Consider the following 25,215-nt stretch of genomic DNA (forward strand, 5'->3'; position numbering starts at 1 on the left):
GGCTAACCTATGGGTAGGAGCGGACTTCGTCCGCGATCGCTTGATCTGATTTCCAGATGCCCTGAAAAGACCCCATGTCGCCAAACCGCCGATCAATGACGCATTTTCGCTCTTAGCATTTGCCTCCAATGCTGCTAAATTGCGCGACCTTTCCGGCAGGGTCCTCCACCGGGAATTGCGCAGCCCCTGCCTGAGTGGGGCGTCGCGGTCGGCGCCAGCCGGCCATTCGTTGACCTGGCCCGAAGAGGCCAATCCTGGGGAAACGCCCGGTGGTCAAGAAAGCATCCTCCCTGTCCGCCCTCGGCGGGCTCGTCTATTCCACTGATGCCGGCCGGCACTGCCCGGACTGCAATCAGCCCATTGGCGCGTGCACCTGCAAGCAGGCCGAGATTCCGGCCGGCGACGGCATCGCTCGCGTGCGTCGGGAAACCAAGGGCCGCGGCGGCAAGACCGTGACCACGGTGACCGGTGTGCCGCTGGCGGCCGATGCGCTCAAGGACCTGGCCACCGCGCTGAAGAAGCGTTGCGGCACCGGTGGCGCGTTGAAGGACGGCATCATCGAGATCCAGGGCGACCACGTCGACCTGCTGCTCGAAGAGCTGGCCAAGCGCGGCCTCAAGGCGAAGAAATCCGGCGGCTGATCCGTCCCCCCTGCCTGAACAGGCAAGCGACTCTCCCCTGTCGAGAACGGGTTCCAGGCGATGCGCAGACTGCGCGGCGCCGGCAAGCCCTTTCCCTAGATGGGAGATTTACCGGCGCGCCCTGGGCGCGTCGTCGGATTTTCCTAAACTTACCGCCAAGCCCGGCGGTCAACACGGCATCGTCACGAGTCCCGGCTAGGGTTACACCAGAAGGCCTCGAACGACTCACCCGCACGCCGGGCGGGCGCCTGCACACATTCGCGCTATTTGAGGAGACCACCACGCATGGCCGCTAGACGGACCCGCAAAGACGACGGCAGCAACTGGACCGTGGCTGACAGCCGCAGCATCTACGGAATTCGCCACTGGGGCGCCGGCTACTACGCCATCAACGACGCCGGTAACGTGGAAGTTCGCCCGCAGGGCGCCGATGCCCAGCCGATCGATCTGCATGCGCTGGTCGAGCAGCTGCGCGAGGCGGGCCTGTCGCTGCCGCTGCTGGTGCGCTTCCCGGACATCCTCCAGGACCGCGTGCGCAAGCTCACCGGCGCCTTCGACGCCAACATCGCGCGCCTGGAGTACGGCAGCCGCTACACCGCGCTGTACCCGATCAAGGTGAACCAGCAGGAAGCGGTGGTGGAGAGCATCATCGCCACCCAGAACGTCTCCATCGGCCTGGAAGCCGGCTCCAAGCCCGAGCTGATGGCCGTGCTGGCGCTGGCGCCCAAGGGCGGCACCATCGTCTGCAACGGCTACAAGGACCGCGAGTTCATCAAGCTGGCGCTGATGGGGCAGAAGCTCGGCCACAACGTGTTCATCGTGATCGAGAAGGAATCCGAGGTGCAGCTGGTGATCGAGGAAGCCGCCGTCATCGGCGTGCTGCCCCAGGTCGGCCTGCGCGTGCGGCTGTCCTCGCTGGCCTCCTCCAAGTGGGCCGACACCGGTGGCGAGAAGGCCAAGTTCGGCCTGTCCGCCGCGCAGCTGCTGTCGGTGGTCGAGCGCTTCCGCGCCGCCGGGCTGGACCAGGGCGTGCGCCTGCTGCACTTCCACATGGGCTCGCAGATCGCCAACCTGGCCGACTACCAGCACGGCTTCAAGGAAGCCATCCGCTACTACGGCGAACTGCGTGCCCTCGGCCTGCCGGTGGACCACGTGGACGTCGGCGGCGGCCTGGGCGTGGACTACGACGGCACCCACTCGCGCAACGCCAGCTCGATCAACTACGACATCGACGATTACGCCGGTGTGGTGGTGGGCATGCTCAAGGAATTCTGCGACGCCCAGGGCCTGCCGCACCCGCACATCTTCTCCGAGAGCGGCCGCGCGCTGACCGCGCACCACGCGGTGCTGATCACCCAGGTCACCGACGTCGAGCGGCACAACGACGAGCTACCGACCATCACCGACCTGGCCGAACAGCCGGAAATCGTCCAGTGGCTGGCCGACCTGCTTGGCCCGACCGACGCCGAGATGGTCACCGAGACCTACTGGCGCGCCACCCACTACATGAGCGACGCCGCCGCGCAGTACGCCGAGGGCAAGATCAGCCTCGCGCAGAAGGCCCTGGCCGAGCAGTGCTACTTCGCCATCTGCCGCCGCCTGCACAACCAGCTCAAGGCCCACCAGCGCTCGCATCGCCAGGTGCTCGACGAGCTCAATGACAAGCTGGCGGACAAGTACATCTGCAACTTCTCGGTGTTCCAGAGCCTGCCCGACACCTGGGCCATCGGCCAGGTACTGCCGATCCTGCCGATCCACCGCCTGGGCGAGGAACCGACCCGCCGCGCGGTGCTGCAGGACCTGACCTGCGACTCCGACGGCAAGATCACCCAGTACGTCGACGAGCAGAGCATCGAGACCAGCATGCCGGTGCACGACGTGAAGGAAGGCGAGGATTACCTGATCGGCACCTTCCTGGTCGGCGCCTACCAGGAAATCCTCGGCGACATGCACAACCTGTTCGGCGACACCGACTCGGTGAACGTCTACCAGAACGCCGACGGCAGCTACTACCACGCCGGCATCGAGACCCATGACACCATCGAGGACATGCTGCGCTACGTGCACCTGTCGCCCGAGGAGCTGATGACCCACTACCGCGACAAGGTCGCCGGGGCCAAGCTCACCGCGCGCGAGCGCACGCAGTTCCTCGACGCGCTGCGCCTGGGCCTGACCCGTTCGGCCTACCTGTCGTCCTGATCGGGCGGCGGTCGGCGTGATGAAAGCCCCGCTTCGGCGGGGCTTTTTGCTCTTCGTAGGAGCGAGCTTGCTCGCGAACGGTGGTGTTCCATCGCCAAGGCTGTTCGCGAGCAAGCTCGCTCCTACAGGGGGACGGGGGGCGGCCTGGGGTGAAGGAGCGGGCCTTGTCCGCGAAAGCCGGCGGGGCGGATCCTTTCCCGCCTGAGATCGTAGGGCGCATAACGCGACAGCGTTATCCGCCGCGGGGTGATCGGCGGATAACCCGTTCCGGGTCATGCGCCCTACGGTCTGCCTGATTCCCCCGCCCCCAAGGGAGAGGGAACCGGTCGGTGCAGGAGGAATCCATGGTGTCAGCCGGCACGGACAGCTCCCTCTCCCTTCAGGGAGAGGGCGGGGGAGAGTGCAGGCCGCGCCACGATGTTTCAGAAAGCAAACCCGGTCGCGAAGCCCGTCGCAGCGGAACCTTCTTCGCCCGCCCAGCCTCCTGCCTCACTCCAGCAGCGCCGCCAGGCGCTCCGCCAGGCGCCCGGCCAGCGGCTCATCGCTGACATTGGTGAAGCTCATCATCAGCGCCGGCGCGCGCTTGGCCTCCACGCACCAGGCATTCAGCGCCTGCAGGCCCAGCCCCTCGGCATGGGCGCGGCGGGCGACGGCCAGGTCGTCCTGTTCCAGCGCGCCGATCAGATGCAGGCCCCCCGGCGTGTCGGCAAAGCGCAGGCGCTCGCCGAGGCGTGCTTCCAGCGCGCTGCGCAGCCACTGCCGGCGCTGGGCGTACAGCGTGCGGGTGCGCTTGAGGTGGCGGGCGAAATGGCCCTCCTGCATGAAGTCGCACAGGGTCGCCTGCAGCAGCTCCGCGCAGCCGGAAGAAAACACCTGCTGGGCGCGCACGAAGTCATCCACCAACGCCGCCGGTACCACGAGATAGCCCAGGCGCAGTGCGGGGTAGAGCACCTTGCTGAAGGTGCCGGTGTAGAGCACGCGCCCGGCGCGGTCGAGGCTTTTCAGCGCCGGCAGCGGGAAGCCGGCGTAGCGGTACTCGCTGTCGTAGTCGTCCTCGACCACCCAGGCGCCGCTGCCGGCGGCCCAGTCCAGCAGGGCGAGGCGGCGCGGCAGGCTCAGGGCGACGCCGGTGGGGCTCTGCTGCGACGGCGTGACCAGGGCGAAGCGCGCATCCGCCGCGCGGGCGATGCCGTCCTCCACGCGCAGACCATCGCCGTCCACCGCGACCGGCACCGGCACCCCGCCGGCCCGGCGCAGCAGCTCGCGGCCGCGCGGGTAGCCCGGGTCTTCGTGCCAGAAACGCTGGCCGGGTTCGAGCAGGGTGCGGCTGATCAGGTCCAGCGCGCCCTGGTAGCCGGCGCAGATGAACACCTGCGCCGGGTCGCAGACGATCCCTCGGGAAATGCCCAGGTAACCGGCGACCGCCTCGCGCAAGGGTCCGTAGCCACAGGGCTCCGGGTAGGCCAGCATGGCGGCGCTCTGCTGGCGCAGGCGGCGCGCGCACAGGCGCCCCCAGAGCGCGCGGGGGAAGGCATCCAGCGCCGGCACGCCGAGCTGGAACGGGCGCAACGCCGGGCCATGGGCGATCAGGCCGGGCAGGGTGCGCTCGACGGTTGCCGGCGCGACCGCCACCGCCGGCGCGGCGGCGCTGCGTCCCGCCAGTTGCGGCGATACCACCGTGCCCGCTGGCCCGCGTGCCTGCAGATAGCCTTCGCTGGTCAGCAACTGGTAGGCCAGCTCCACCGTGCCGCGCGCCACACCCAGTTCGCCGGCCAGCCCGCGCACGGGCGGCACGCGCTCGCCGGGACGCAGGGCGCCGCGGGTGATGGCGTCGCGGATGCGTCCGTACAACTGACGGTAGATGGGCAGCTCGTGGCTCGGGTCCAGCGGCTGGCGGAACGAATCGAGGGGAGCGGTCATGGCCTGGGTCGATTGCCGGGAAAGCGGAAAGCCGACTATGCCATGACCGGCATCAACACGTCGCGGCAGCCGCCCTGCAGGATCAGCGTCTAGGCTTGCAGGCAGTGTTGAAAAGCAGGCGCCGCGACTCCATCTGTTGTCGCAGAAACCCGTTTTTTCCACCTGTTCGCCCCGCAGTGCGCGCAGCGGCTTCGGCCGCCCGCGCGAATCCCCGTGTCCCAGGCGCCGACAGGTCCAACGCATGTGAGGAGATCGATGGAATTCAAGGATTACTACGCGGCGCTCGGGGTTGAACCCGACGCCGACGAGAAGGCGATCAAGACCGCCTACCGCAAGCTCGCGCGCAAATACCACCCGGACGTCAGCAAGGAGGCGGACGCCGAGGCGAAGTTCAAGGACGTCTCCGAAGCCTACGAGGTGCTGAAAAGCCCGGAGAAGCGCGCCGAGTACGACGAGCTGCGTCGCTACGGCGCGCAGGGCCCGCAGTTCGAGGCGCCGCCCGGCTGGCAGCCGCGCGGAGGCTTCGATGGCCCGCCGCCGGGGCATGAGCAGGACTTTTCCGACTTCTTCGAGCAGATCTTCGGCGCCCGCGCCGGCGGCTCCCGTGGTGGCTTCGGCGGCGCTCGCCAGCCGCAGCCGCATCGTGGCCAGGACGTGGAGATGGAGGTCCCGCTGTTCCTCGAGGAAACCCTTTCCGGCGAGAGCCGGCCGATCAGCTTCAGCCTGCCCAGCTACGACGAGTACGGCCGCAAGCTGCCGCCACAGAACAAGACGCTGAACGTGAAGATCCCCGTGGGCACTGCCGACGGCGAGCGCATCCGCCTCAAGGGGCAGGGCGCGCCGGGCGTCAACGGCGGCCCGCCTGGCGACCTGTACCTGGCGATCCGCCTGGTGCCGCACCCGCTGTTCGATGTCGAGGGTCGCGACCTGGTCGTCACCGTGCCGGTGGCGCCGTGGGAGGCCGCGCTCGGCGCCAAGGTGGAAGTGCCCACCCTGGGCGGGCGCATCAACCTCGGCATCCCGGCCAACAGCCAGGCCGGCCAGCGCTTGCGCATCAAGGGCAAGGGCCTGCCGAACAAGGGAGACGCCGCCGCCGGCGATCTCTACGCCGTGCTCAAGGTGGTGATGCCGAAGGCGGCGGACGAAGCGACCCGCAAACTCTGGGAAGAACTGGCCGCCAAGGCGGCCTTCGACCCCCGTGCCGATTGGGGTAAACGCGCATGACGACTACAGTGATGGTGGTGGACCTCGACGAGCTCTGCCAGTCGGTGAACCTGCCCCGCGACGTACTCGTCGAGATCGTCGAGGTGGGCATCGTGGAGCCCCGCGAACAACGCGGCGGGCATTGGGTGTTCGATTACCAGGCGGTCAGCGTGGTGCGCCGTGCGGTGCGCCTGCGCCGCGAGTTCGAGCTGGACTGGCCGGGCATCGCCCTGGCGCTGCGCCTGCTGGACGAGGTGGAGGAGCTGCGCGCGGAAAACCGCTACCTGCGCCAGCGCCTGGCGCGTCTGCTGGAGTAGCTACTGGGTGGCCGCTGCCGAGGCGGCATCCAGCGGGATGAATTGCACCAGCCCGATGATCGGCGCGGCGAGCAGGCCCTGCACGTAGTTGATGCCGCTGCGCCGCAGGCTTTCGTCGCTGGTCTGGGCGAGCAGTTCCAGGCGCCCGATCATGCGGCCGAATTCACGCTCGAAGGACAGGTTGCGCCCGGCGCTGCTGATCTCGTTGGACAGCAGCAGCGGCTGCCCCGCCGCGTCGGTGCGGCTGGCCAGCAGCCAGGCGGCGACCTCGATGTTCCACGCCGCGTTGGCGGTCTTCTGCGCGTTCAGGCCGCTGAGCAGGTGCTGAGTGGTGGTGCCGCCGTAAAGCTCCACCAGCATGCTGCCCAGGCCGTAGATCAATGCGCCGGCGCGGTCGCCCTCGAAGTCGGCATCGAAAGCCAGCGGCAGTGCGGCCACCGAGCGCTTGTCGCCCAGGCCGGGCAACGGCTGCTGGTCGACGATGGCATCCATCACCACCTTGTGCGCCGCGTCGCGGGAGGCGGCGCCGGTTTTCTTCCACTGCCGCGGGTTGCGCTTGTAGAGCTTGTCGAGCAGCAGCGAGAGGCTTTGCAGGTTATCGCGCATGGCCAGGTTGGCGGCGCGGTTGGCGTCGTTCTGCAGCATCTGCCCGGCGGCGAAGCCTTCGCCGTCGATGTCCTTGTGGACCGGAGGCGAACTGCACGCGGCCAGCAGTGCAAGGGCGGGCAGGCAGAGTCGGAGCGGGCGCGGGTGCATGGTCGGTCCGGCGGATAAGGCGGGCCTGAACCATGGCGCGGCGCGGGAGGGGCGACCAGTCGGATCGCGGCGGAATCGGACTTTGTCCGGTAGCCTGCGACCCGCTGCACAGATCGGCGAGCGCCGGCCGGGGCCGGCGCCCAGGGGCGATCAGCGCGGCTGGTTCTGTTCGATCCAGGCGGAGAAGGCGTCGATGATGCTCTTGAGGAAGGGCTGGGTCTTCTCGGACAGCTTGCCGGCGTCGTCGAAGAAGCTGCCCGCGCCGCCCAGGTAGGCTTCGGGCTGTTGCAGCACCGGCATGTTGAGGAACACCAGCGACTGACGCAGGTGATGGTTGGCGCCGAAGCCGCCGATGGCGCCCGGCGAGGCGCTGACCACGGCGCAGGGCTTGGCGTTCCAGGCGCTCTTGCCATAGGGACGCGAGCCGACGTCGATGGCGTTCTTCAGCACGCCGGGCACCGAGCGGTTGTATTCCGGGGTGACGAAGAGCACCGCGTCGGCACGGGCGATGCGCTCGCGGAAGGTGGTGTAGCTGGCGGGCGGGGTGCCGACGTCGAGTTCCTCGTTGTACAGCGGCAGGTCACCGATCTCCACGATCGACAGCTTCAGGTTGGCCGGCGCCAGGTCGGCGAATGCCTTGGCGATCTTGCGGTTCAGGGATTCCTTGCGCAGGCTGCCGACGACCACGGCAACATCGAAGACTTGGCTCATGACGACTCCTCAGGATCGGGGTATTGAGCCGTTTGTTATAGACGATGCGGGTGACATTGCGTGGACATGAATCAAGGTTCGGGAAGCATGTCCCAGTCGTTCGAGGCGATCTTGGCACTGTGGGGTGGGGCATGGCCTGGCTAGAGTGGCGACGAGTCCCCACTGCTCCTTCGAGGTCCCCATGTGCATGAAAGTGTTCTTTGCCGGCGCCACGGGCGCCATCGGCCAGCGCTTGCTGCCGATGCTGCTGGAGCGCGGCTACCAGGTGCTGGCGATCAGCCGCAGCGCGCAGCGCGCCGCCACACTCGAAGCTGCCGGCGCCCAGGCGATGGTGCTGGACGTATATGACGCGCGCGCCCTTCATGATGCGGTGTCGGCCTTCCAGCCGCGCTGGGTGATTCATCAGCTCACTGACCTGCCGGCCGGCCTCGACCCCGCCCTGATGCCCGCCGCGCAGCCGCGCAACGCTCGCCTGCGCCGGGAGGGCACGGCCAACCTGGTGGCCGCCGCCCGTGCCGCGGGGGTGGAGCGCATGGTGGCGCAGAGCATCGCCTGGGCCTATGCGCCGGGCGAGTTGCCGCTGCACGAGGAACACCCCCTCGACCTGGCCGCCGAAGGCCCGCGCGCCATCAGCGTCGGCGGCGTGGTGGCGCTGGAAGAGGCCGTGCTCGGCGCACGCCCCCTGGAGGGCATCGTGCTGCGCTACGGGCGCCTCTACGGGCCGGGAACCGGCGCCGAGCGGGCCGATCCGCGCTTGTCCGTGCACGTCGACGATGCCGCCCGCGCCGCTTTGCTGGCGCTGCAGTGGGGCGCGCACGGGGCCTACAACATCGCCGAGCAGGACATCGAGGTCAGCTCGGCCAAGGCGCGCCATCGCCTGGGCTGGCAACCGGGCGTACGCCTGGCGGGGGTGCCGGCATGAACCTCGCGCTCGGACGCGAGGCGCGCGGCGGCCTGGCGCTGGTGGCGGCTCTCGCGGCGCTCGCGGCGGGGGCGTTGAGCTGGCAGGGTTGGTCGCGGCCGCTGGCGAGCCTGGCCGACAGCCAGGCCGGGCATGCGACCGGCGCGCGGCCGACGACCCAGGTGACGCGCCTGTCCTGCGAGCCGCTGGCGGATCTGCCGGGCAAGGTGGTGACCACCCTGCAGGTGGATTTCCCGCCCAACGCGCATACCCCAGCGCACCGCCACCCCGGCGCGCTGACCGCCATCGTGCTCAGCGGCCAGGTGCGCTCGCAGATGCAGGGCCAGCCGGCGCAGACTTACAGCGCGGGCCAGACCTGGTTCGAGCCCAGCCGCGCGCTGCACCTGTTCGCCGAGAACGCCAGCGCCAGCGAACCCGCGCGGCTGCTGGCAGTGATCGTCAGCGATGATAATTGCGGCCCGCTGGTGATTCCGGAACCCGCCGCCCCGCACCATTGATGCTTCGCGAAAGGAGACTCGCATGACCCCGCTCACCCCCTTCACCGCTACCCAGCTCGACGCGACCCTGGCGCGCCTCGGCCTGCCGGCCGAGCGCCCGGCGCCGACGCTGGAGAACCTCGACCGGCTGATCGTCGCGGCGCTGCATCACCTGCCGTTCGAGAACCTCGACGTGCTGCTGGACAAGCCCATCCTGATCGAGCCCGACGCGGTGTTCGCCAAGGTCGTCGAAGGGCACCGCGGCGGCTACTGCTTCGAGCTGAACAGCCTGTTCGCCCGACTGCTGAGCAGCCTGGATTACCGCGTGACGCTGCTGGTGGCGCGGGTGCGCTGGGGCTTGCCGGCGGACGCGCCGCTGACCCCGCAGACCCACTTGCTGCTGCGCGTCGACCTGGACGAGGGTCCGCACCTGGTGGACATCGGCTTCGGTGGCCCGGCGTCGCCCCGCGCGTTGCCGCTGCGGCTGAACGAAGCCCTGCCCGGCGGCTGGCGCATCAGTGGCGCGCTCGATGGCGAACTGGAAATGGCCACGCGCTCGGCGTCCGGCTGGCAGACGCTGTACCGCTTCACCCTGGAACCACAGCACTGGGCCGACTACGGCATGCGCAACTGGTACACCTCGACCTTCCCGCAGAGTGTGTTCCGCAACTCCCTGCGGGTCGCGCTCAGCGAAGGCGGTGCGCGGCTGTCGCTGCTCAACGGCCAGTTCAACCGGCGCAGTGCCGATGGCAGCGTCGAGCAGCGCAACATCACCCAGGCCGACGAACTGCTCACGCTGCTGCGCGAGCGCTTCGGCCTGCAAGCGGCCGAAGGTGAAGTGCCGGCCTTGCGGCGCCGGCTGGCTCAGTTGCTGGAGTCGGCTGCCGAAAGGGTCTGAGCCCCCGGCTGCTCGGCGCTGGCGGGGATATCCGGCGCCACGCCGATAGCCAGTCGCACGATGCGACCGGGCAACTGGTCGCGCTGCAGCTCGCCGCCGGGCTTGGCGTCGAACCATTGGCCGTTGATATCGGAGGCGTTGCACTGCAGTTGCCGTTCGCCGCTGGGCGAGTCGGGCAGCAACCAGCGGCAGCACCCGTCGAAGATGCGCACGCCATGCTTGGGCATGCCCGCGCTGCCTGGCGCGAGCTGGCTGCGGATGGCGAGGTTGGCGTAACTGACGTCCGGCGCGAAGGCTTCCAGGGGATGGCTGGCCGATTCGCCGTCCATTGCCAGGCGGATGTGGCTGAGCTCGCGACGGCAGCCATCGCTGCTCAGGCTCAGCGGGACCTGATAGCTGACCCGGTGCGGCCGCTGGGCGTGGCCGTCGGTGGTGAATAGGCGTTGGGTGACGCTCTCGGCCGCCGCGCCGCAATGGCTGCCGGCCGGCAGGGAATAGCGCGCGTCGCCGGCCAGGGCGAAATCCCCCGGCAGGTCGGCTTCCAGGGTGAATTCATTGCTGGCGCAGCCGCCCAGGGCCAGCGCGGCGAGCAGCGAAAGGGCCCGCCAGGGCGCGCGGCGGGGGAAGCGGGAAGGCATGCGGAGGTCCTGCGGCAGTCGAAACTGCGCAGGAGCATCCGCCGATCAAGGCGTCGCCTGAATCGGATTGCTCGGCTCTGTCTGTAGGAAAGTGGCTGGGCGGATGAGCGAAGCCACCTGCTCAGCCGATCATCCCGAAGCCGCGCGCCATCAGCGTCGCCAGCAGCGGCAGGACCAGCAGGGCCAGCAGCTCCAGGCGAATGACCATGATCACCCGCTTCGCCTGGCGTTCGCTGGGCACCGGCACGCGCCCGGCCCGCAGCTCGTTGCGCCAGTTGAGGAAGGTCATGGTCGGCAGGATCGACAGCAGCCCCACCAGCACGAACAGGCCGACCTTGGCGTGGAACAGGCTGTTGTGCAGGTAGTAGTCCGCGCCCTTGGCGAACCAGACGACCCGCGCCGCGCCGGTCAGCAGCACCAGGCCCGCGCAGGCGCCATAGGCCAGGTCGACGATCACCAGGCTGCGCGCCCGCGACAGGTCCAGCGGCAGGCGGAACAGCTGGTGCTCCAGCACCAGCAGGGCGAACAGCAGGTAGATCGACAGGTAGTGCAGGTACGCGGCAATGGCTTGGGCCATGGGTGGGTCCTCTACGGGGGCCTTATTCGGTCAGGCGGATGCCGGCGGCGGGCTGAAGCTCACCCGGTTGCGCCCGGCCTGCTTGGCACTGTAAAGCGCAACGTCGGCGCGCTCCAGCGCCTGGTCGATGGGTTCCTCCCCGGCGCGCAGGGTGCAGCCAATGCTCAGGGTCACCGGCAGCGGGCCGCCGGCCAGCGGTACGGGGGCGTGGTTGATCTGCTCGCGCACGCGCTCGGCGACGCGCTGCAGTTCCTCACCGTCCTTCACCTTGAGCAGCGCGACGAATTCCTCGCCGCCCTGGCGCACCAGCAGGTCGTCCGGCCGCAGCGCGGCGCGCAGGCGCTGGGCGCATTCGCGGAGCACCTGGTCGCCGCCGGCATGACCGTGCCGGTCGTTGATCGACTTGAAATGGTCGAGGTCGGCATAGAGCACGCCCAGCTGCGCGTGGCTTTCCCGCGCCAGGCGGCACTCGCGCTCCTGGAAGGCGTGCAGGGCGCCGCGATTCCACAGCTGGGTGAGCGGGTCGAGCAGGGCCTTGCGCTGTTCGCGGTCCATCTCGACGCGCAGGTCGCGGGTGCTCTGGATCAGGCTGCGCAGTTGCAGGTAGCCCTCGGCAAGGGTGGCGAGGTCGCGGAAGTTGGCCTGTTGCGCCGCCGTCATGCCGCGCGGGCGCGGGTCGATCATGCACAGGGTGCCGATGGCCTGGCCGTTGCCGGCGCGCAGCGGGCGCCCGGCGTAGAAGCGGATATAGGGCGGGCCGAGCACCAGCGGGTTGTCGGCGAAGCGCTCGTCGAGCGTGGCGTCGGGCACCAGCAGGGTGTCCTCGCCGAGGATCGCGTAGCCGCAGAACGACACGTCGCGCTTGGTCTCGGTGGCGTCCAGGCCGATGCGGGCCTTGAACCACTGGCGGTCCTGGTCGATCAGGCTGATCAGCACGGTATCGACCTTCACCAGGTCCTGCGTCAGGCGGACCAGGGTATCCAGATAATGCTCGGCCGGGGTGTCGAGCAGGTTCATCTCATCCAGGGTCTGCTGACGCAGGGATTCGTCAACGGGAATGGGACAAGCCGGCATGGCGTCTCCTTAACAGGTCAGGGACTGGCAGGCGCCTGCCAGGCGTCTTGGCGCGTGAGTTTCCAGGCGTAACCCGCCAGGACCAGCGCGCGCAACAACATGAAGCATAAAAAGGTTAGCCACAATCCGTGATTTCCCCAGCCTTGCAGGGCCAGGCCCAGCGGCAGGCTGGCGGCGCAGGCCAGCAGCATGGCGTTGCGCATCTCGCGGGCGCGGGTGGCGCCGATGAACAGACCGTCGAGCAGGTAGCTCCACATGCCGATCAGCGGCAAGCAGGCCAGATAGGGCAGGTACTGGTCGGCGGTGGCGCGCACGTCCGGGATATCGCTCTGCAGGGCGATGAACAGGTGCCCGAAGAGGCTGAAGAAGGCCACGAACAGCAGGCTGGCGATCAGCGACCAGCCGCAGGCGACCACCAGCGAGCGGCGCAGGGCGGTGCGGTCGCGGCCGCCGATGGCGTGCCCGCACAGCGCCTCCACGGCATGGGCCAGGCCGTCGAGGGCGTAGGCGGTCACCATCAGCCCGTTGAGCAGCAGGGCGTTGGCCGCCACCGTGGCATCGCCCAGGCGCGTACCCTGCACGGTGAGCAGGAAGAACACGCCCTGCAGCGCCAGGCTACGGATGAAGATGTCGCGGTTGACCATCAGCAGCGGTCGCCAGTTGGCCCAGGCGCGCAGCCGCGACCAGTCCGGCAGGCCGGGGTAACGCCTGAGCGCACCACGGGTCAGCGCCAGGCCCAGCAGGGCGCCGCCCCATTCGGCCGTCACCGCGGCCTTCGCCGCGCCGGCCACGCCCCAGCCCAGGCCCATGACGAACCACAGGCTGAGCACGATGTTGATGAGGTTGGTGGTCAGCAGGATCGCCAGTGGCGCGCGGGCGTTCTGCGTGCCGAGGAACCAGCCGACCAGCGCGTAGGTGGCCAGCGCCGCCGGCAGGCCGAACAGGCGGATGTGGAAGAACTCGCGGGCCAGCGCATCCAGCTCGGCGGACGGGCGCATCAGTGCCAGTGCCGGGCCGGTCAGCGGTATCGCCAGCAGGCCGAGCAGCAGCGCCAGGCCCAATGCCAGCAGCAGGCCCTGGCCCAGGATGCGCCGCAGCGCGCCGCCATCGCTACGCCCGGCGGCCTGGGCGGCGAAACCGGTGGTGCCCATGCGCAGGAAGCCCAGCACTCCCACGAGCAGGGTATAGAGACCCCCGCCGACCGCCACGGCGCCAAGCTGATGGGCGTGCGGCAGGTGACCGATCACCGCGCTGTCCACCAGGGTGACCAGCGGCACGGAAACGTTGGAGAGGATCATCGGCGCGGCGAGCGCCCAGACGCGGCGGTGGGTCGGCGAGTGCCGCCAGGCTTCGAGCAGGGAATTCATGCGGGGCTCCTGAACAGGCCCGCAGTATAGCGAGCCAGGTCAGACGCGGGCGCCACCTGCAGGAGCGAGGGTGGCCATCGTTAGCGCTCGCGAGCCTGCCAGGCGGGGTGCCGTTCGATTCGCGAGCAGGGGTCAGGCGCCCCCTAGGTCCTGACCAGAGCCACCCATAACGGCGCTTTCCCCCGACGGATCGGCGCTCAGACGGTCTTCTTGCGGTACGCGCAGTAGCCGGGGCGCGGGCCGACCTGCGGGTGGTTGCGGCAGGTGTCCGGGCGCTTGGCGTAGATGGTGCAGAGGCGGGTCCTGGCGTCGAGGAAGTAGCAGTCGCCGTTGCTGCTGCGGGTCAGGGTGAAGATGCCGCTCTTCTGGTTGAAGCGCTCGACGATGCCTTCCTTGAGCAAACGCTTGGCGATGTTCTTCGCCGGCTCGTCGCGCTCGAACTCGTCGACGACGCCGATACGGATCAGGTCGTTGACCTTCACCTCCGCCGGCATGGTGCAGCAGGTGGCGTTGCAGTCCTTGCACAGGCCCGAGGTGTACTTGGCCCAGGTTTCCAGGCGGTCCAGCTCGGCGTTGGCGATCAGCGGTGGTTTTCTCATGGCGGCAAGTCGGGGCGGTGGCGCGAAGGCGCGCATCATAGTGGGCGGCGCGCAGATTTGCGCGGCCTTTCGATGAACTGCAGGGGCTTACAGGGCGGCGATGCCGCCGTGGTCGCGCAGGTGCTCCTTGAATGTCGGGTAGCAGAGCACGAACCAGGGCGTGAAACGCTCCGGGTGAGCCGCCATTTCGGCTTCCAGATCGGGCAGGGCGATGTAACGGAAGTCGTCGGCTTCCTCGGGGTCGGGGCGCGGCGGCTGGTCGTCGACGGCGCCGAACAGATGGCCGTACTCGTGCTCGGTCATGCCGTTGGCCAGTTCCAGGCGGTAGCTGAACTCGAACAGCTTGTGCAGTTCGACCTGTACGCCCATCTCTTCGCGCAGCCGGCGTTCGGCGGCGTGGCGTGCGGATTCGTCCGGGTAAGGGTGGCCGCAGCAGGTATTGCTCCACAGTCCGCCGCAGTGGTACTTGGCCGCCGCGCGGCGCTGCAGCAACAGTTCGCCGGCGCGGTTGAACACGTACACCGAAATCGCGCGATGACGCAGGCCGAGATGGTGGGCCTGATGTTTCTCCATCGTGCCGGTCGGGTTGTCGTGTTCGTCGACCAGGATCACCTGGATATCGGTCATGGATTTCTCCTGCGGGCGAGCTGCCCCTGCTCAGCGTAGACGGCGGGCCGTCAGCCCTTGCGGATCATCCAGATGCCGACGGCGATGGCGGCCATGCCGGCGACCTTCAGGGTGCTCACCGGTGCTTCCTTGAAGCCGGCCCAGCCGAAGTGGTCCAGCGCCAGGGCCATGCCGAGCTGGCCGGCGAGCACCAGCACCATGAACATCAGCGCGCCGACGCGCGGGGCGGCAAAGGCGGCGATGAAGATGAAGAACATCCCCAGGAAGCCCCCGCACCACTGCCACCAGGGCATCCCGCGCATCGCCGCGAGGCTGGGAAACTCGCGGTTGGCCAGGGTCAGCGCGAGCAGGCCGAGCATGCCGACGAAGAATGAAATCAGCGCGGCAGCGAGCACGCTCGACACCTGCTTGGCCAACTGGCCGTTGATGCCGGCCTGCAACGGCAGGCAGGCGCCGGCGATCAGCGGCAGGACGAACATCCACCAGGGCGGCGTAGGCATGGGAAACTCCGAAAAAAGGTCTGAAGGCCGAGCCGCGATGTGCTGGCCGGCGGTCGATCGAGAATAGTCAGCCGCGTAGTATGCACCAGACCGGCGCATCGCTCCCGCCCCGATGGAGGTCCCGACCATGGTCACCCGCGCGTCCCGTACCCTGAGCGTCCGTATCGAGCGGCCTCGGGACATCGCCTACGACTTCCTCGCCGACCCGAACAACTTCCCTTACTGGGCCTCCGGCCTGTGCAGCGCCATCGAGCCGCTGGAAGGCCAGCTCTGGCTCGCGCAGACACCCCAGGGGCCGATGCGGGTGCGCTTCTCGCCGCGCAACACCTTCGGCGTGCTCGACCACGACGTCCTGCCCGAGCAGGCGCCCGCCATCCACATCCCGCTGCGGCTGATCGCCAACGGCGACGGCTGCGAACTGCAACTCACCCTGCTGCGCCAGCCACAGATGGACGACGCCACCTTCGAGCGCGATGCGCAATGGGTGGAGCGCGATCTGCAGGCGATCAAGGTGTTGCTGGAAGCTGAACAGTAGAGCGCTACGCCACTGCTTTGAGCCGGGCAATTGGCGGGTGTGCCTGCTGACTGACCTGCCAGAGATCGTAAGCGGCCTGCATCGCCAGCCAGTGGCGGGCCGTTCCCACGCCAGCCTGCTCCAGACGCCAGGCCAGATCGGCGCTGACGGGCGCACGACCATGGAGAACTTTTGACAAATGAGGGCGGCTTACGCCCAGGTGAGCCGCCAGCGCCGTCACGGAAAGACGCAGCTCCGGCAATACGTCTTCCCGGACGATTTCGCCAGGGTGGGGCGGATTGTGCATTGCCATGCTGTGATCCTCCGGTCAGTGGTAGTCGAGATAGTCCAGGAGCTCCACGTCGTTGTCGACGAAGCGGAAGATGACTCGCCAGTTGCCCGAGACGCTGACCGCCCAGTAGCCGGACAGCGAGCCTTTGAGCCCATGCAGGCGATAGCCGGGCAGGTCCATGTCCTTCGCGCTTTGGGCGGTATCCAGCGCGGCGAGGATTCGCCGCAGCCTGGGCGCGTGCTCGGCCTTCACTCCGCGAGTGTCACCTTGCTGATAAAGGGCACGCAGCCCCTTGTGGCGGAAGCTCCTGATCATCGCCAGACTGTAATCTAACAGATTACAGTCACCCTAGCCGAGACGCTTGTCGGAAGGTTCTCCGCACCGTGCGCACCCTGTAGGAGCGAGCTTGCTCGCGAACGAGTCAGCCTGCGGCTTCGGTGTCTGGCGGTTCGCGAGCAAGCTCGCTCCTACAAAAAGCCTTACAACCGGGCGGCGAGTTCGGCGCCCTCGCGGATCGCCCGCTTGGCGTCCAGCTCGCGTGCCACGCTGGCGCCGCCGATGACGTGGTAGCGCAGGTTCTGCGCCGCCAGTGTCGGCTGCAGTTCCAGCAGCGGCTCCTGGCCGGCGCAGATCACCACGTTGTCCACCGCCAGGCACTGCACCTGGCCGTCGATGCGCAGGTGAAGGCCGTCGTCGTCGATGCGCAGGTATTCCACGCCGCCGATCATCCGCACGCCGTGGTGCTTGAGGTGCGCGCGGTGCACCCAGCCGCTGGTCTTGCCCAACCCGGCGCCCGGTTGCCCGGCCTTGCGTTGCAGCAGCCAGAGTTGCCGGCGCGGTGCGGCGACCACGGGCGGGATCAGCCCGCCAGGCGTGGCATTGTCCAGGTCGATGCCCCACTGCCCGAGCCACTCGCCAAGTGGTTGCGGCCCTTCGCGGTCGGCGAGCAGGAAACTGGCGACGTCGAAGCCGATGCCGCCGGCGCCGATCAGCGCGACCTTCTCGCCCACCGGCGCGCCCTGCAGCACGTCGAGGTAGCTGAGCACCCTGGCGTGGCCGATCCCCGGGATCGACGGCGTGCGCGGCTGGATACCGGTGGCGACTATCACCTCGTCGTACTCGCCGCTCAGTTCGCCGCGCCGGATACGCCGGCCCAGTTGCACCTCGACAGCCAGTTCGGCCAGGCGCACGGCGAAGTAGCGCAGCGTCTCGTGGAACTCTTCCTTGCCCGGCACGCGCTTGGCCAGGTTGAACTGGCCGCCGATCTCCAAGGCGGCCTCGAACAGCGTCACCCGGTGGCCGCGCTCGGCGGCGACGCAGGCGGCGGACAACCCGGCCGGCCCGGCGCCGATCACCGCGATGCGCTTGTGCACGCGTGCCTTGCGGTAGCGCAGCTCGGTCTCGAAGGCCGCGCGCGGGTTGACCAGGCAGCTGGCGCGGCGGTTGGCGAAGGCGTGGTCCAGGCAGGCCTGGTTGCAGGCGATGCAGGTGTTGATCGACGCGGCGCGGCCGGCGGCGGCCTTCTCCACGAACTGCGGGTCGGCCAGCAGCGGCCGGGCCATGGAAACGAGGTCGGCATGACCCTCGGCGAGCACGTGTTCGGCAACCTCCGGCGTATTGATGCGGTTGCTGGCGATCACCGGTACCCGCAGCTCGCGGCGCAGGCGCGCGCTGACCTCGGCGAAGGCGGCGCGCGGCACCGAGGTGACGATGGTCGGCACCCGCGATTCATGCCAGCCGACGCCGGTGTTGAGCAGGTCGATGCCGGCACCTTCCAGGGCCCGCGCAACGGTGCGGACTTCGTCCCAGCTGTTGCCGCCGTCCACCAGGTCCAGCAGCGACAGGCGATAACTGATGACGAAGCGCTCGCCCAGCGCGCGACGGGTGCGGCGGACGATCTCCAGCGGCAGGCGCATGCGGTTGCCCAGGTCGCCGCCCCAGCGGTCGTCGCGCTGGTTGGTGCGCGGGCAGAGGAACTGGTTCAGCAGGTAGCCTTCGCTGCCCATGATTTCCACGCCATCGTAGCCGGCGGCGTGGGCGAGCTTCGCGCAGCGCACGAAGGCGGCGATGGTGCGCAGGATGCCGCGCTCGGACAGCTCGCGGGGGGCGAACCAGCTGATCGGCGATTTCACCGCCGAGGCCGACACCACCAATGGGTGATAGCCGTAGCGCCCAGCGTGGAGGATCTGCAGCAGGATGCGCCCGCCTTCGCGGTGCACCGCCTGGGTCAGGCGCCGGTGCGCGGGCACCTGCAGGCCGCTGGTCAGGCTGCTGCCCAGCGGCAGCAGCCAGCCCTCGCGGTTGGGCGCAAAGCCGCCGGTGATGATCAGCCCTACGCCGCCGCGCGCGCGCTCGCGGTAGTAGGCGGCGAGTTTGCCGAAGTCCCACAGGCGGTCTTCCAGCCCGGTGTGCATCGACCCCATCACCACGCGATTGCGCAGCTGGAAGTGGCCCAGGTCGAGCGGGGCGAGCAGGTGAGGGTAGGGCGAGGCGGCGGACGACATGGAGGCGCTCTTGGGCAATCAGGTCCTGCCACCCTAATCGGCCGGCGGTGGGTCGGTTAACGGCCCGGCTGCCGGGCCGTTCGGGCATTTCGGTCAAGCGCGCCACGTTGACAGCCACGCCACAGGTTCCAGACTCAAGGTTATGCCCGGGCTGCCACGCCCCGATCGCAGGCTGAAGTGACGGAGGACGTCATGAAAGCGACCAGAAGAAGACACGCGCGCCATTACCTGCTCGCTGCCCTCATCGGCCTGGCACTGCTCGGGCTGCACGAGACCCTGCATCCGGATCGGCAGCACGCTTCCTGCCAGCCCGACGGCGACCGACTCTCCTGCAGCTACCCGCCAACGGCCCATTTGGGGGTACTCGGCAGCACGTTCTAGTGGCGTACTGACGCGCGTCAATGCGCCGCAAATCCCCCGCGGGCATGGTCTGCCCCGCTCAAAGCTGGCGCATTGCGCCCGCTTGGCTATCTTTTAAGCAGCAAGGGTCCGGCCATGTCCCGGACGTACGCTGCCTGATCAGGAGACGCACGATGGATATGAACCGTCGGCAATTTTTCAAGGTCTGCGCCGTGGGCCTTGGAGGATCGAGCCTGGCGGCACTCGGGATGGCACCCCCGGATGCATTCGCCGACCAGATCCGCCACTTCAAGCTTGCGCGCACCGTCGAGACCCGCAACACCTGCCCCTACTGCTCGGTGGGTTGCGGCATCCTCATGTACAGCCAGGGTGATGCGGCGAAGAACGTCGCTCAGAACATCATCCACATCGAGGGCGATTCCGATCACCCGGTCAACCGCGGCACCCTCTGCCCCAAAGGCGCAGGCCTGTTGGACTTTGTCCACAGCCCCAACCGCCTGAAGTATCCGCAGGTTCGCGAAGCCGGCTCCTCGGAGTGGAAACGCATCGGCTGGGACGAGGCGCTGGACCGCATCGCCAGGCTGGTGAAGGAAGACCGCGACGCCAACTTCATCGAGAAGAACGACCAGGGCCAGACGGTGAACCGCTGGCTGACCACCGGCTTCCTCGCCGCGTCGGCGTCTTCCAACGAAGCGGGCTACATCACCCACAAGGTGGTTCGTTCCCTCGGCCTGCTGGCGTTCGATAACCAAGCGCGTGTCTGACACGGCCCGACGGTGGCAAGTCTTGCCCCGACGTTTGGCCGTGGAGCCATGACCAACCATTGGACCGACATCAAGAATGCCGATCTGATTCTGATAATGGGCGGAAACGCCGCTGAAGCGCACCCGTGCGGCTTCAAGTGGGTGACCGAAGCCAAGGCGCACAACAAGGCGCGCCTGCTGGTGGTCGACCCGCGATTCACCCGTTCCGCGTCGGTGGCCGACTACTACGCGCCCATCCGCACCGGCACGGACATCGCCTTCCTCGGCGGTCTGATCAACTACCTGCTGGAAAACGACAAGTACCAGAAGGAGTACGTGCACAACTACACCGACGTCTCCTTCATCGTGAAGGAAGGCTTCGGCTTCGAGGACGGTCTGTTCAACGGCTACGACGCCGAGAAGCGCACCTACCCGGACAAGTCTTCCTGGCAGTACGAGCTGGGCGAGGACGGCTTCGCCAAGGTCGACCCGACCCTGACGCACCCGCGTTGCGTGTTCAACCTGATGAAGCAGCACTACAGCCGCTATACGCCGGATGTGGTGAGCAACATCTGCGGCACGCCCAAGGACATGATGCTCAAGGTGTGGGAGGAGATTTCCACCACGGCGGCGCCGACCAAGGTCATGACCATCATGTACGCCCTGGGCTGGACCCAGCACTCGGTGGGCGCGCAGATGATCCGTACCGGCGCGATGGTCCAGCTGCTGCTGGGCAACATCGGCATGCCCGGCGGCGGCATGAACGCCCTGCGCGGCCACTCCAACATCCAGGGCCTCACCGACCTGGGGCTGCTGTCCAACTCGCTGCCCGGTTACCTGACCCTGGGCATGGACGCGGAGCAGGACTACAACGCCTACATCACCAAGCGCACCAGCAAGCCGCTGCGGCCGGGGCAACTGTCCTACTGGCAGAACTACCCGAAATTCCACGTCAGCCTGATGAAATCCTGGTTCGGCAAATCCGCCACCAAGGACAACAACTGGTGCTACGACTGGCTGCCCAAGCTGGACATGCCCGGCGCCGGCTACGACGTGCTGCGCTACTTCGACATGATGTACCAGGGCAAGGTCAACGGTTACTTCTGCCAGGGCTTCAACCCCATCGCCTCCTTCCCCAACAAGGCCAAGGTCAGCGCCGCGCTGGCCAAGCTGAAGTGGATGGTGGTGATGGACCCGCTGGCCACCGAGACCAGCGAGTTCTGGCGCAACGCCGGCGAGCACAACGACGTCGACACCCAGGCCATCCAGACCACGGTGTTCCGCCTGCCCACCAGTTGCTTCGCCGAGGAGGACGGCTCCATCGTCAACTCCGGGCGCTGGCTGCAATGGCACTGGAAGGGCGCCGAGCCGCCGGGCGAGGCGCGTACCGACATCGCCATCATGAGCGGCCTGCTGCACCGCCTGCGCGAGGCCTATCGCAAGGACGGCGGCAAGTTCCCCGACCCGATCCTCGGGCTCGACTGGCCGTACCTGACGCCCGATGAGCCGACGCCCGAGGAGATCGCCAAGGAGTACAACGGCAAGGCGCTGGCCGACCTGGTCGACCCGAACAATGGCATGGTCCTGGCGAAAGCCGGCGAGCAGTTGCCCGGCTTCGCGTTGTTGCGCGACGACGGCAGCACCGCCAGCGGCTGCTGGATCTTCGCCGGCTCCTGGACGCAACTGGGCAACCAGATGGCCCGCCGCGACAACAGCGACCCCTACGCCATGGGCCAGACCCTCGGCTGGGCCTGGGCGTGGCCGGCCAACCGGCGCATCCTCTACAACCGCGCCTCGGCCGACCCCAGCGGCAAGCCCTGGGACCCGGTGAAGAAGCGCCTGGTGTGGTGGAACGGCAAGGCCTGGGGCGGCACCGACGTGCCCGACTACAAGGCCGACGTCCCGCCGGAAGCGGGGATGAACCCGTTCATCATGAACCCCGAAGGCGTGGCGCGTTTCTTCGCCGTCGACAAGATGGCCGAGGGTCCGTTCCCCGAGCACTACGAGCCGTTCGAGACGCCGATTGGCGTCAACCCGCTGCACAAGAACCCGCAGGCGATCAGCAGCCCGGCGGCGCGGGTGTTCAAGAACGACATGGAGCTGTTCGGCAAGGCCGACGAGTTCCCCTACGCCGCTACCACCTACCGGCTCACCGAGCACTTCCACTTCTGGACCAAGCATTGCCGTCTGAATGCCATCGTCCAGCCGGAGCAGTTCGTCGAGATCGGCGAGGCGCTGGCCAAGGAGATCGGCATCAAGGCCGGCGACCGCGTGAAGGTCTCGTCCAACCGTGGCTACATCAAGGCGGTGGCGGTGGTGACCAAGCGCATCCGTCCGCTGCAGGTCAACGGCAAGATCGTGCATCACGTGGGCATCCCCCTGCACTGGGGCTTCTCCGGCGTGGCGCGCAACGGCTACCTGACCAACACCCTGACGCCCTTCGTGGGCGACGGGAATACGCAGACGCCGGAGTTCAAGTCCTTCCTCGTCAACGTGGAAAAGGCGTGAGGTGACGCATGAGTAGTCAAGACATCTACGCCCGCTCCGCCACGACCCTGCCGTCACCCTCGGTGCGGCACGAGCAGGAAGTGGCCAAGCTGATCGACGTGTCCAAGTGCATCGGCTGCAAGGCCTGCCAGGTCGCCTGCTCGGAATGGAACGAGCTGCGCGACGAGGTGGGCCACAACCATGGCGTCTACGACAACCCCATCGACCTCACGGACCAGTCCTGGACGGTCATGCGCTTCACCGAGCACGAGAACCCGGCCGGCAACCTGGAGTGGCTGATCCGCAAGGACGGCTGCATGCACTGCGAGGAACCGGGCTGCCTGAAGGCCTGCCCGAGCCCCGGCGCCATCGTGAAGTACGCCAACGGCATCGTCGACTTCAACCAGGACCACTGCATCGGCTGCGGCTACTGCATCACCGGCTGCCCGTTCAACATCCCGCGCATCTCGCAGAAGGACCACAAGGCGTACAAGTGCACCCTGTGTTCCGACCGCGTGGCGGTAGGCATGGAGCCGGCCTGCGTGAAGACCTGCCCGACCGGCGCCATCGTCTTCGGCACCAAAGAGGACATGAAGGAGCACGCCGCCGAGCGCATCGAGGACCTGAAATCCCGCGGCTTCGAGCACGCCGGCCTGTATGACCCCGAAGGCGTGGGCGGCACCCACGTCATGTACGTGCTGCACCACAACGACCAGCCCTCGCTGTACGCCGGCCTGCCCGACAAGCCGGCCATCAGCCCCATGGTCAGCCTGTGGAAAGGCCTCACCAAACCCCTGGGCCTGCTGGCCATGGCGGGCGTGGTGCTGGCCGGGTTCTTCCACTACACCCGCGTCGGCCCCAACCGGGTCGAGGAGGACGAGGAAGACCGGCCCGATCCGCAGGCGCCGGTGCACAAGGTCGACCCGGCGGTGCATGACTATGATCCGCGCAATCCACGCTGATCGCCCTCGCCATACTGCCCCCTCTTCCCTCAGGGAGAGGGCTGGGGAGAGGGTGCTTGCAAGCTCTCCCAGGAGCCGAGCATGAAAAAAGATATCCAACGCTACAACGCCAACGAACGGAGCAACCACTGGATGGTGGCCATTCTGTTCTTCCTCGCCGGCCTCTCGGGGCTGGCGCTGTTCCACCCGGCCATGTTCTGGTTGACCAACCTGTTCGGTGGCGGGCCGTGGACGCGCGTCCTGCACCCCTTCCTCGGGGTGGCGATGTTCCTGTTCTTCATGGGGCTGGTGATCCGCTTCGCCCACCACAACCTGGTGGAGAAGCGCGACGTGCAATGGCTCAGGCAATGGCGCGACGTGGTGGCCAACCGCGAGGAGAACCTCCCGGAAGTCGGCCGCTACAATGCCGGGCAGAAGCTGCTGTTCTGGACCCTGCTGCTGTGCATGCTGGTGCTGCTGGTGACCGGCTTCGTGATGTGGCGTGCCTACTTCAGCCACCTTTTCGGCATCGACCTGATCCGCCTCGCCACGCTGCTGCATGCCTTCGCCGCCTTCGTGCTCATCTGCAGCATCCTGGTGCACATCTATGCCGGCCTCTGGGTGAAGGGCTCGATGGGTGCCATGCTCTACGGCTGGGTCAGCCGCGGCTGGGCGCGCAAGCACCACGCCGCCTGGCTGAAGGACGTGGACAAGGGCAAGGGGCACTGACGCACGACGTAATCGCCGGCTGACGCCAGTGCGGCAGCCGGCACGAACCATCCCCTCTCCCTTCAGGGAGAGGGCCAGGGAGAGGGGCTCTCCAGGCCCCGCTCCACACCCAACAAGGAGTCCTGCGTGTCAGGCCGAATTCTCGAACCCGGGCAGATCGAAGCTGCCGCCAACATCCCCCCACTGTTCAACCTGCCGTCCCCCGACCTTTTCTCCCGCCGCGCCGCGCGCCTGCGTGACCTGGCGCCGGGCAATCCGCTGCAGGGCTACCTCGAACTGATCGCCGGCGTCTGCGATACCCAGCAGGCGCTGCTCGACCGCAAGCTGTTCCTGCCCACGCCGGACGCTGCCGCCCTGGCCCGCAGCCGCGAACACCGTATGCCGCCGCTGGCGTACGAGGTACTGGTGCGCGAAGGCGCTTGGCTGCCGCTGCTGGACGCCTTCCTCGATGCTTACGAAGCCGTCGCCAACCCGGCCGTGGCCGAGGCGCTGAACACCCTGCGCAACGCCGATTCCGGACAGCGCAAGGGCTGGGCGCTGGGCCTGCTCAACGGCCAGTTCGACCTGTTGCCGCCGGCGCTGGTGCCCTTCCTCGGCGCCGTGCTGCAGGTCGCCTTCAGCCAGTGGCTGCTGCAACTGCCCGACGACACTCTGGCGGAAACCGACAGCCAGACCCTCTGCCCGGCCTGCGGCGCGCCGCCGGTGGCGGGGATGATCCGCAGCCAGGGCAAGCATGCCGGGCTGCGTTACCTGTCCTGCTCGCTGTGCTCCTGCGAATGGCACTACGTGCGGGTGAAGTGCAGCCACTGCGCGGAGAGCAAGGGCCTGGCCTACTACTCGCTGCAACGCGACGGCGTCGCCAGCGACCAGGCGCCGCTCAAGGCCGAGACCTGCCCCGGCTGCCAGTCCTACCTCAAGCAGTTCTACCTGCAGCACGACAAGCACGCCGAGGCCCAGGCGGACGACCTGGCCAGCCTCGCGCTGGACATCCGCCTCGCCGAGGACGGCTACCTGCGCAGCGCGCCGAACCTCCTGCTGGCCCCAGGCGGCTCTTCGTAGGATGTGGTGGAGCGAAGCGATACCCATGCTGTCGCGACACTGGGCTTGATGGGTATCGCTGCGCTCCACCCATCCTACAAAGGCCTAACCACGTAGGGCGCATAACGCGGCACGCGTTATCCGCCGCCTTCACGTCGAGGCAGCTGCGGATAACCGCGCGC

26 protein-coding genes are annotated in these 25,215 nt (G+C 68.1%); 13 read left to right on the forward strand and 13 right to left on the reverse strand.

Annotated features, from left to right (window positions below):
• Positions 1-269: 269 nt before the first annotated feature.
• Positions 270-641, forward strand: a complete 372-nt coding sequence (locus ACNFIA_RS12635) for a translation initiation factor Sui1 (protein WP_259757551.1) — start codon at positions 270-272, stop codon at positions 639-641.
• Positions 642-926: 285 nt separating this feature from the next.
• Entirely contained in the window at positions 927-2,840 is a 1,914-nt protein-coding gene (gene speA / locus ACNFIA_RS12640; protein ID WP_259757550.1) for an arginine decarboxylase, read from the forward strand.
• Between the two features lie 489 nt (positions 2,841-3,329).
• Here the strand turns inward: speA and ACNFIA_RS12645 are convergent, their stop codons facing one another.
• Entirely contained in the window at positions 3,330-4,760 is a 1,431-nt protein-coding gene (locus tag ACNFIA_RS12645) for a PLP-dependent aminotransferase family protein (RefSeq protein ID WP_416785204.1), read from the reverse strand.
• A 255-nt stretch (positions 4,761-5,015) separates the two neighbouring features.
• Here ACNFIA_RS12645 and cbpA point away from each other — a divergent pair, with 255 nt between their 5' ends.
• Positions 5,016-5,984 (forward strand): curved DNA-binding protein, encoded by a 969-nt coding sequence (gene cbpA / locus ACNFIA_RS12650; RefSeq protein ID WP_416785206.1) that lies wholly within the window; start codon positions 5,016-5,018, stop codon positions 5,982-5,984.
• The gene (locus ACNFIA_RS12655) at positions 5,981-6,280 is read left to right on the forward strand and encodes a chaperone modulator CbpM (RefSeq protein WP_259757547.1); all 300 of its coding nucleotides are present in this window, start codon (positions 5,981-5,983) and stop codon (positions 6,278-6,280) included. Before cbpA ends, ACNFIA_RS12655 begins: the two co-directional genes overlap by 4 nt.
• Here ACNFIA_RS12655 and ACNFIA_RS12660 read toward each other — a convergent pair whose 3' ends face one another.
• Both ACNFIA_RS12660 and ACNFIA_RS12665 read right to left on the reverse strand, forming a co-directional pair.
• Entirely contained in the window at positions 6,281-7,036 is a 756-nt protein-coding gene (locus ACNFIA_RS12660) for a hypothetical protein (protein WP_259757546.1), read from the reverse strand.
• 150 nt (positions 7,037-7,186) lie between these two features.
• A complete protein-coding gene (locus tag ACNFIA_RS12665) occupies positions 7,187-7,747 on the reverse strand; it encodes an NADPH-dependent FMN reductase (RefSeq protein ID WP_416785208.1) in 561 nt (186 codons plus the stop codon).
• Positions 7,748-7,928: 181 nt separating this feature from the next.
• Here ACNFIA_RS12665 and ACNFIA_RS12670 point away from each other — a divergent pair, with 181 nt between their 5' ends.
• From ACNFIA_RS12670 to ACNFIA_RS12680, 3 genes are read left to right on the forward strand one after another with little or no spacing between them, the layout of a single operon-like run.
• Complete coding sequence (locus tag ACNFIA_RS12670) at positions 7,929-8,669, forward strand: NAD-dependent epimerase/dehydratase family protein (RefSeq protein ID WP_416785210.1); 741 nt, start codon at positions 7,929-7,931, stop codon at positions 8,667-8,669.
• On the forward strand, positions 8,666-9,166 hold the full coding sequence (locus tag ACNFIA_RS12675) for a cupin domain-containing protein (RefSeq protein WP_416785213.1): 501 nt from the start codon (positions 8,666-8,668) through the stop codon (positions 9,164-9,166). Before ACNFIA_RS12670 ends, ACNFIA_RS12675 begins: the two co-directional genes overlap by 4 nt.
• 22 nt (positions 9,167-9,188) lie before the next feature.
• The gene (locus ACNFIA_RS12680) at positions 9,189-10,043 is read left to right on the forward strand and encodes an arylamine N-acetyltransferase family protein (RefSeq protein ID WP_416785216.1); all 855 of its coding nucleotides are present in this window, start codon (positions 9,189-9,191) and stop codon (positions 10,041-10,043) included.
• Here the strand turns inward: ACNFIA_RS12680 and ACNFIA_RS12685 are convergent.
• From ACNFIA_RS12685 to ACNFIA_RS12715, 7 genes are all read right to left on the reverse strand, one after another.
• On the reverse strand, positions 10,010-10,681 hold the full coding sequence (locus ACNFIA_RS12685; protein WP_416785218.1) for a hypothetical protein: 672 nt from the start codon (positions 10,679-10,681) through the stop codon (positions 10,010-10,012). The two genes, ACNFIA_RS12680 and ACNFIA_RS12685, sit on opposite strands and share 34 nt — an antisense overlap.
• A gap of 121 nt (positions 10,682-10,802) precedes the next feature.
• Positions 10,803-11,258: a DUF2214 family protein gene (locus ACNFIA_RS12690; protein ID WP_416785221.1), complete on the reverse strand. Its 456-nt coding sequence runs from the start codon at positions 11,256-11,258 to the stop codon at positions 10,803-10,805.
• A gap of 30 nt (positions 11,259-11,288) precedes the next feature.
• Positions 11,289-12,332 (reverse strand): sensor domain-containing diguanylate cyclase, encoded by a 1,044-nt coding sequence (locus ACNFIA_RS12695; RefSeq protein ID WP_259757538.1) that lies wholly within the window; start codon positions 12,330-12,332, stop codon positions 11,289-11,291.
• A 17-nt stretch (positions 12,333-12,349) separates the two neighbouring features.
• Positions 12,350-13,699, reverse strand: coding sequence for an MATE family efflux transporter (locus ACNFIA_RS12700; protein ID WP_416785223.1), 1,350 nt, complete (start codon positions 13,697-13,699; stop codon positions 12,350-12,352).
• 197 nt (positions 13,700-13,896) lie between these two features.
• Positions 13,897-14,298 (reverse strand): YkgJ family cysteine cluster protein, encoded by a 402-nt coding sequence (locus ACNFIA_RS12705; RefSeq protein ID WP_259757536.1) that lies wholly within the window; start codon positions 14,296-14,298, stop codon positions 13,897-13,899.
• An 87-nt stretch (positions 14,299-14,385) separates the two neighbouring features.
• Complete coding sequence (gene idi / locus ACNFIA_RS12710; RefSeq protein WP_416785226.1) at positions 14,386-14,925, reverse strand: isopentenyl-diphosphate Delta-isomerase; 540 nt, start codon at positions 14,923-14,925, stop codon at positions 14,386-14,388.
• A gap of 50 nt (positions 14,926-14,975) precedes the next feature.
• Entirely contained in the window at positions 14,976-15,425 is a 450-nt protein-coding gene (locus tag ACNFIA_RS12715; protein WP_416785229.1) for a DMT family transporter, read from the reverse strand.
• Between the two features lie 127 nt (positions 15,426-15,552).
• On the opposite strand from ACNFIA_RS12715, the gene ACNFIA_RS12720 reads away from it, so the two are divergent.
• Complete coding sequence (locus tag ACNFIA_RS12720; protein WP_416785232.1) at positions 15,553-15,960, forward strand: SRPBCC family protein; 408 nt, start codon at positions 15,553-15,555, stop codon at positions 15,958-15,960.
• Between the two features lie 4 nt (positions 15,961-15,964).
• On the opposite strand, the gene ACNFIA_RS12725 is transcribed toward ACNFIA_RS12720, so the two are convergent.
• From ACNFIA_RS12725 to ACNFIA_RS12735, 3 genes are all read right to left on the reverse strand, one after another.
• On the reverse strand, positions 15,965-16,252 hold the full coding sequence (locus tag ACNFIA_RS12725) for a HigA family addiction module antitoxin (RefSeq protein ID WP_416785234.1): 288 nt from the start codon (positions 16,250-16,252) through the stop codon (positions 15,965-15,967).
• A gap of 15 nt (positions 16,253-16,267) precedes the next feature.
• Positions 16,268-16,546 (reverse strand): type II toxin-antitoxin system RelE/ParE family toxin, encoded by a 279-nt coding sequence (locus ACNFIA_RS12730; protein WP_416785237.1) that lies wholly within the window; start codon positions 16,544-16,546, stop codon positions 16,268-16,270.
• Positions 16,547-16,710: 164 nt separating this feature from the next.
• Positions 16,711-18,735, reverse strand: coding sequence for an FAD-dependent oxidoreductase (locus ACNFIA_RS12735; RefSeq protein WP_416785239.1), 2,025 nt, complete (start codon positions 18,733-18,735; stop codon positions 16,711-16,713).
• Between the two features lie 192 nt (positions 18,736-18,927).
• Here ACNFIA_RS12735 and ACNFIA_RS12740 point away from each other — a divergent pair, with 192 nt between their 5' ends.
• The 5 genes from ACNFIA_RS12740 to fdhE all read left to right on the forward strand — a co-directional run bounded on the left by ACNFIA_RS12740 (position 18,928) and on the right by fdhE (position 25,054).
• Positions 18,928-19,116, forward strand: coding sequence for a hypothetical protein (locus ACNFIA_RS12740; RefSeq protein ID WP_259757532.1), 189 nt, complete (start codon positions 18,928-18,930; stop codon positions 19,114-19,116).
• Between the two features lie 152 nt (positions 19,117-19,268).
• Entirely contained in the window at positions 19,269-22,346 is a 3,078-nt protein-coding gene (fdnG, locus tag ACNFIA_RS12745; RefSeq protein WP_416785243.1) for a formate dehydrogenase-N subunit alpha, read from the forward strand.
• A gap of 8 nt (positions 22,347-22,354) precedes the next feature.
• Positions 22,355-23,287 carry a formate dehydrogenase subunit beta gene (gene fdxH / locus ACNFIA_RS12750; protein WP_259757530.1) on the forward strand — a complete coding sequence of 311 codons (933 nt, stop codon included), beginning with the start codon at positions 22,355-22,357 and terminating at the stop codon, positions 23,285-23,287.
• An 81-nt stretch (positions 23,288-23,368) separates the two neighbouring features.
• A complete protein-coding gene (locus ACNFIA_RS12755; protein ID WP_416785246.1) occupies positions 23,369-23,995 on the forward strand; it encodes a formate dehydrogenase subunit gamma in 627 nt (208 codons plus the stop codon).
• 126 nt (positions 23,996-24,121) lie between these two features.
• Positions 24,122-25,054, forward strand: a complete 933-nt coding sequence (gene fdhE / locus ACNFIA_RS12760; RefSeq protein WP_259757528.1) for a formate dehydrogenase accessory protein FdhE — start codon at positions 24,122-24,124, stop codon at positions 25,052-25,054.
• Positions 25,055-25,215 lie beyond the last annotated feature (161 nt).

The sequence above is a fragment of the Pseudomonas sp. NY15437 genome (genome assembly GCF_048068435.1).
Classification (GTDB): domain Bacteria; phylum Pseudomonadota; class Gammaproteobacteria; order Pseudomonadales; family Pseudomonadaceae; genus Pseudomonas; species Pseudomonas nitroreducens_B.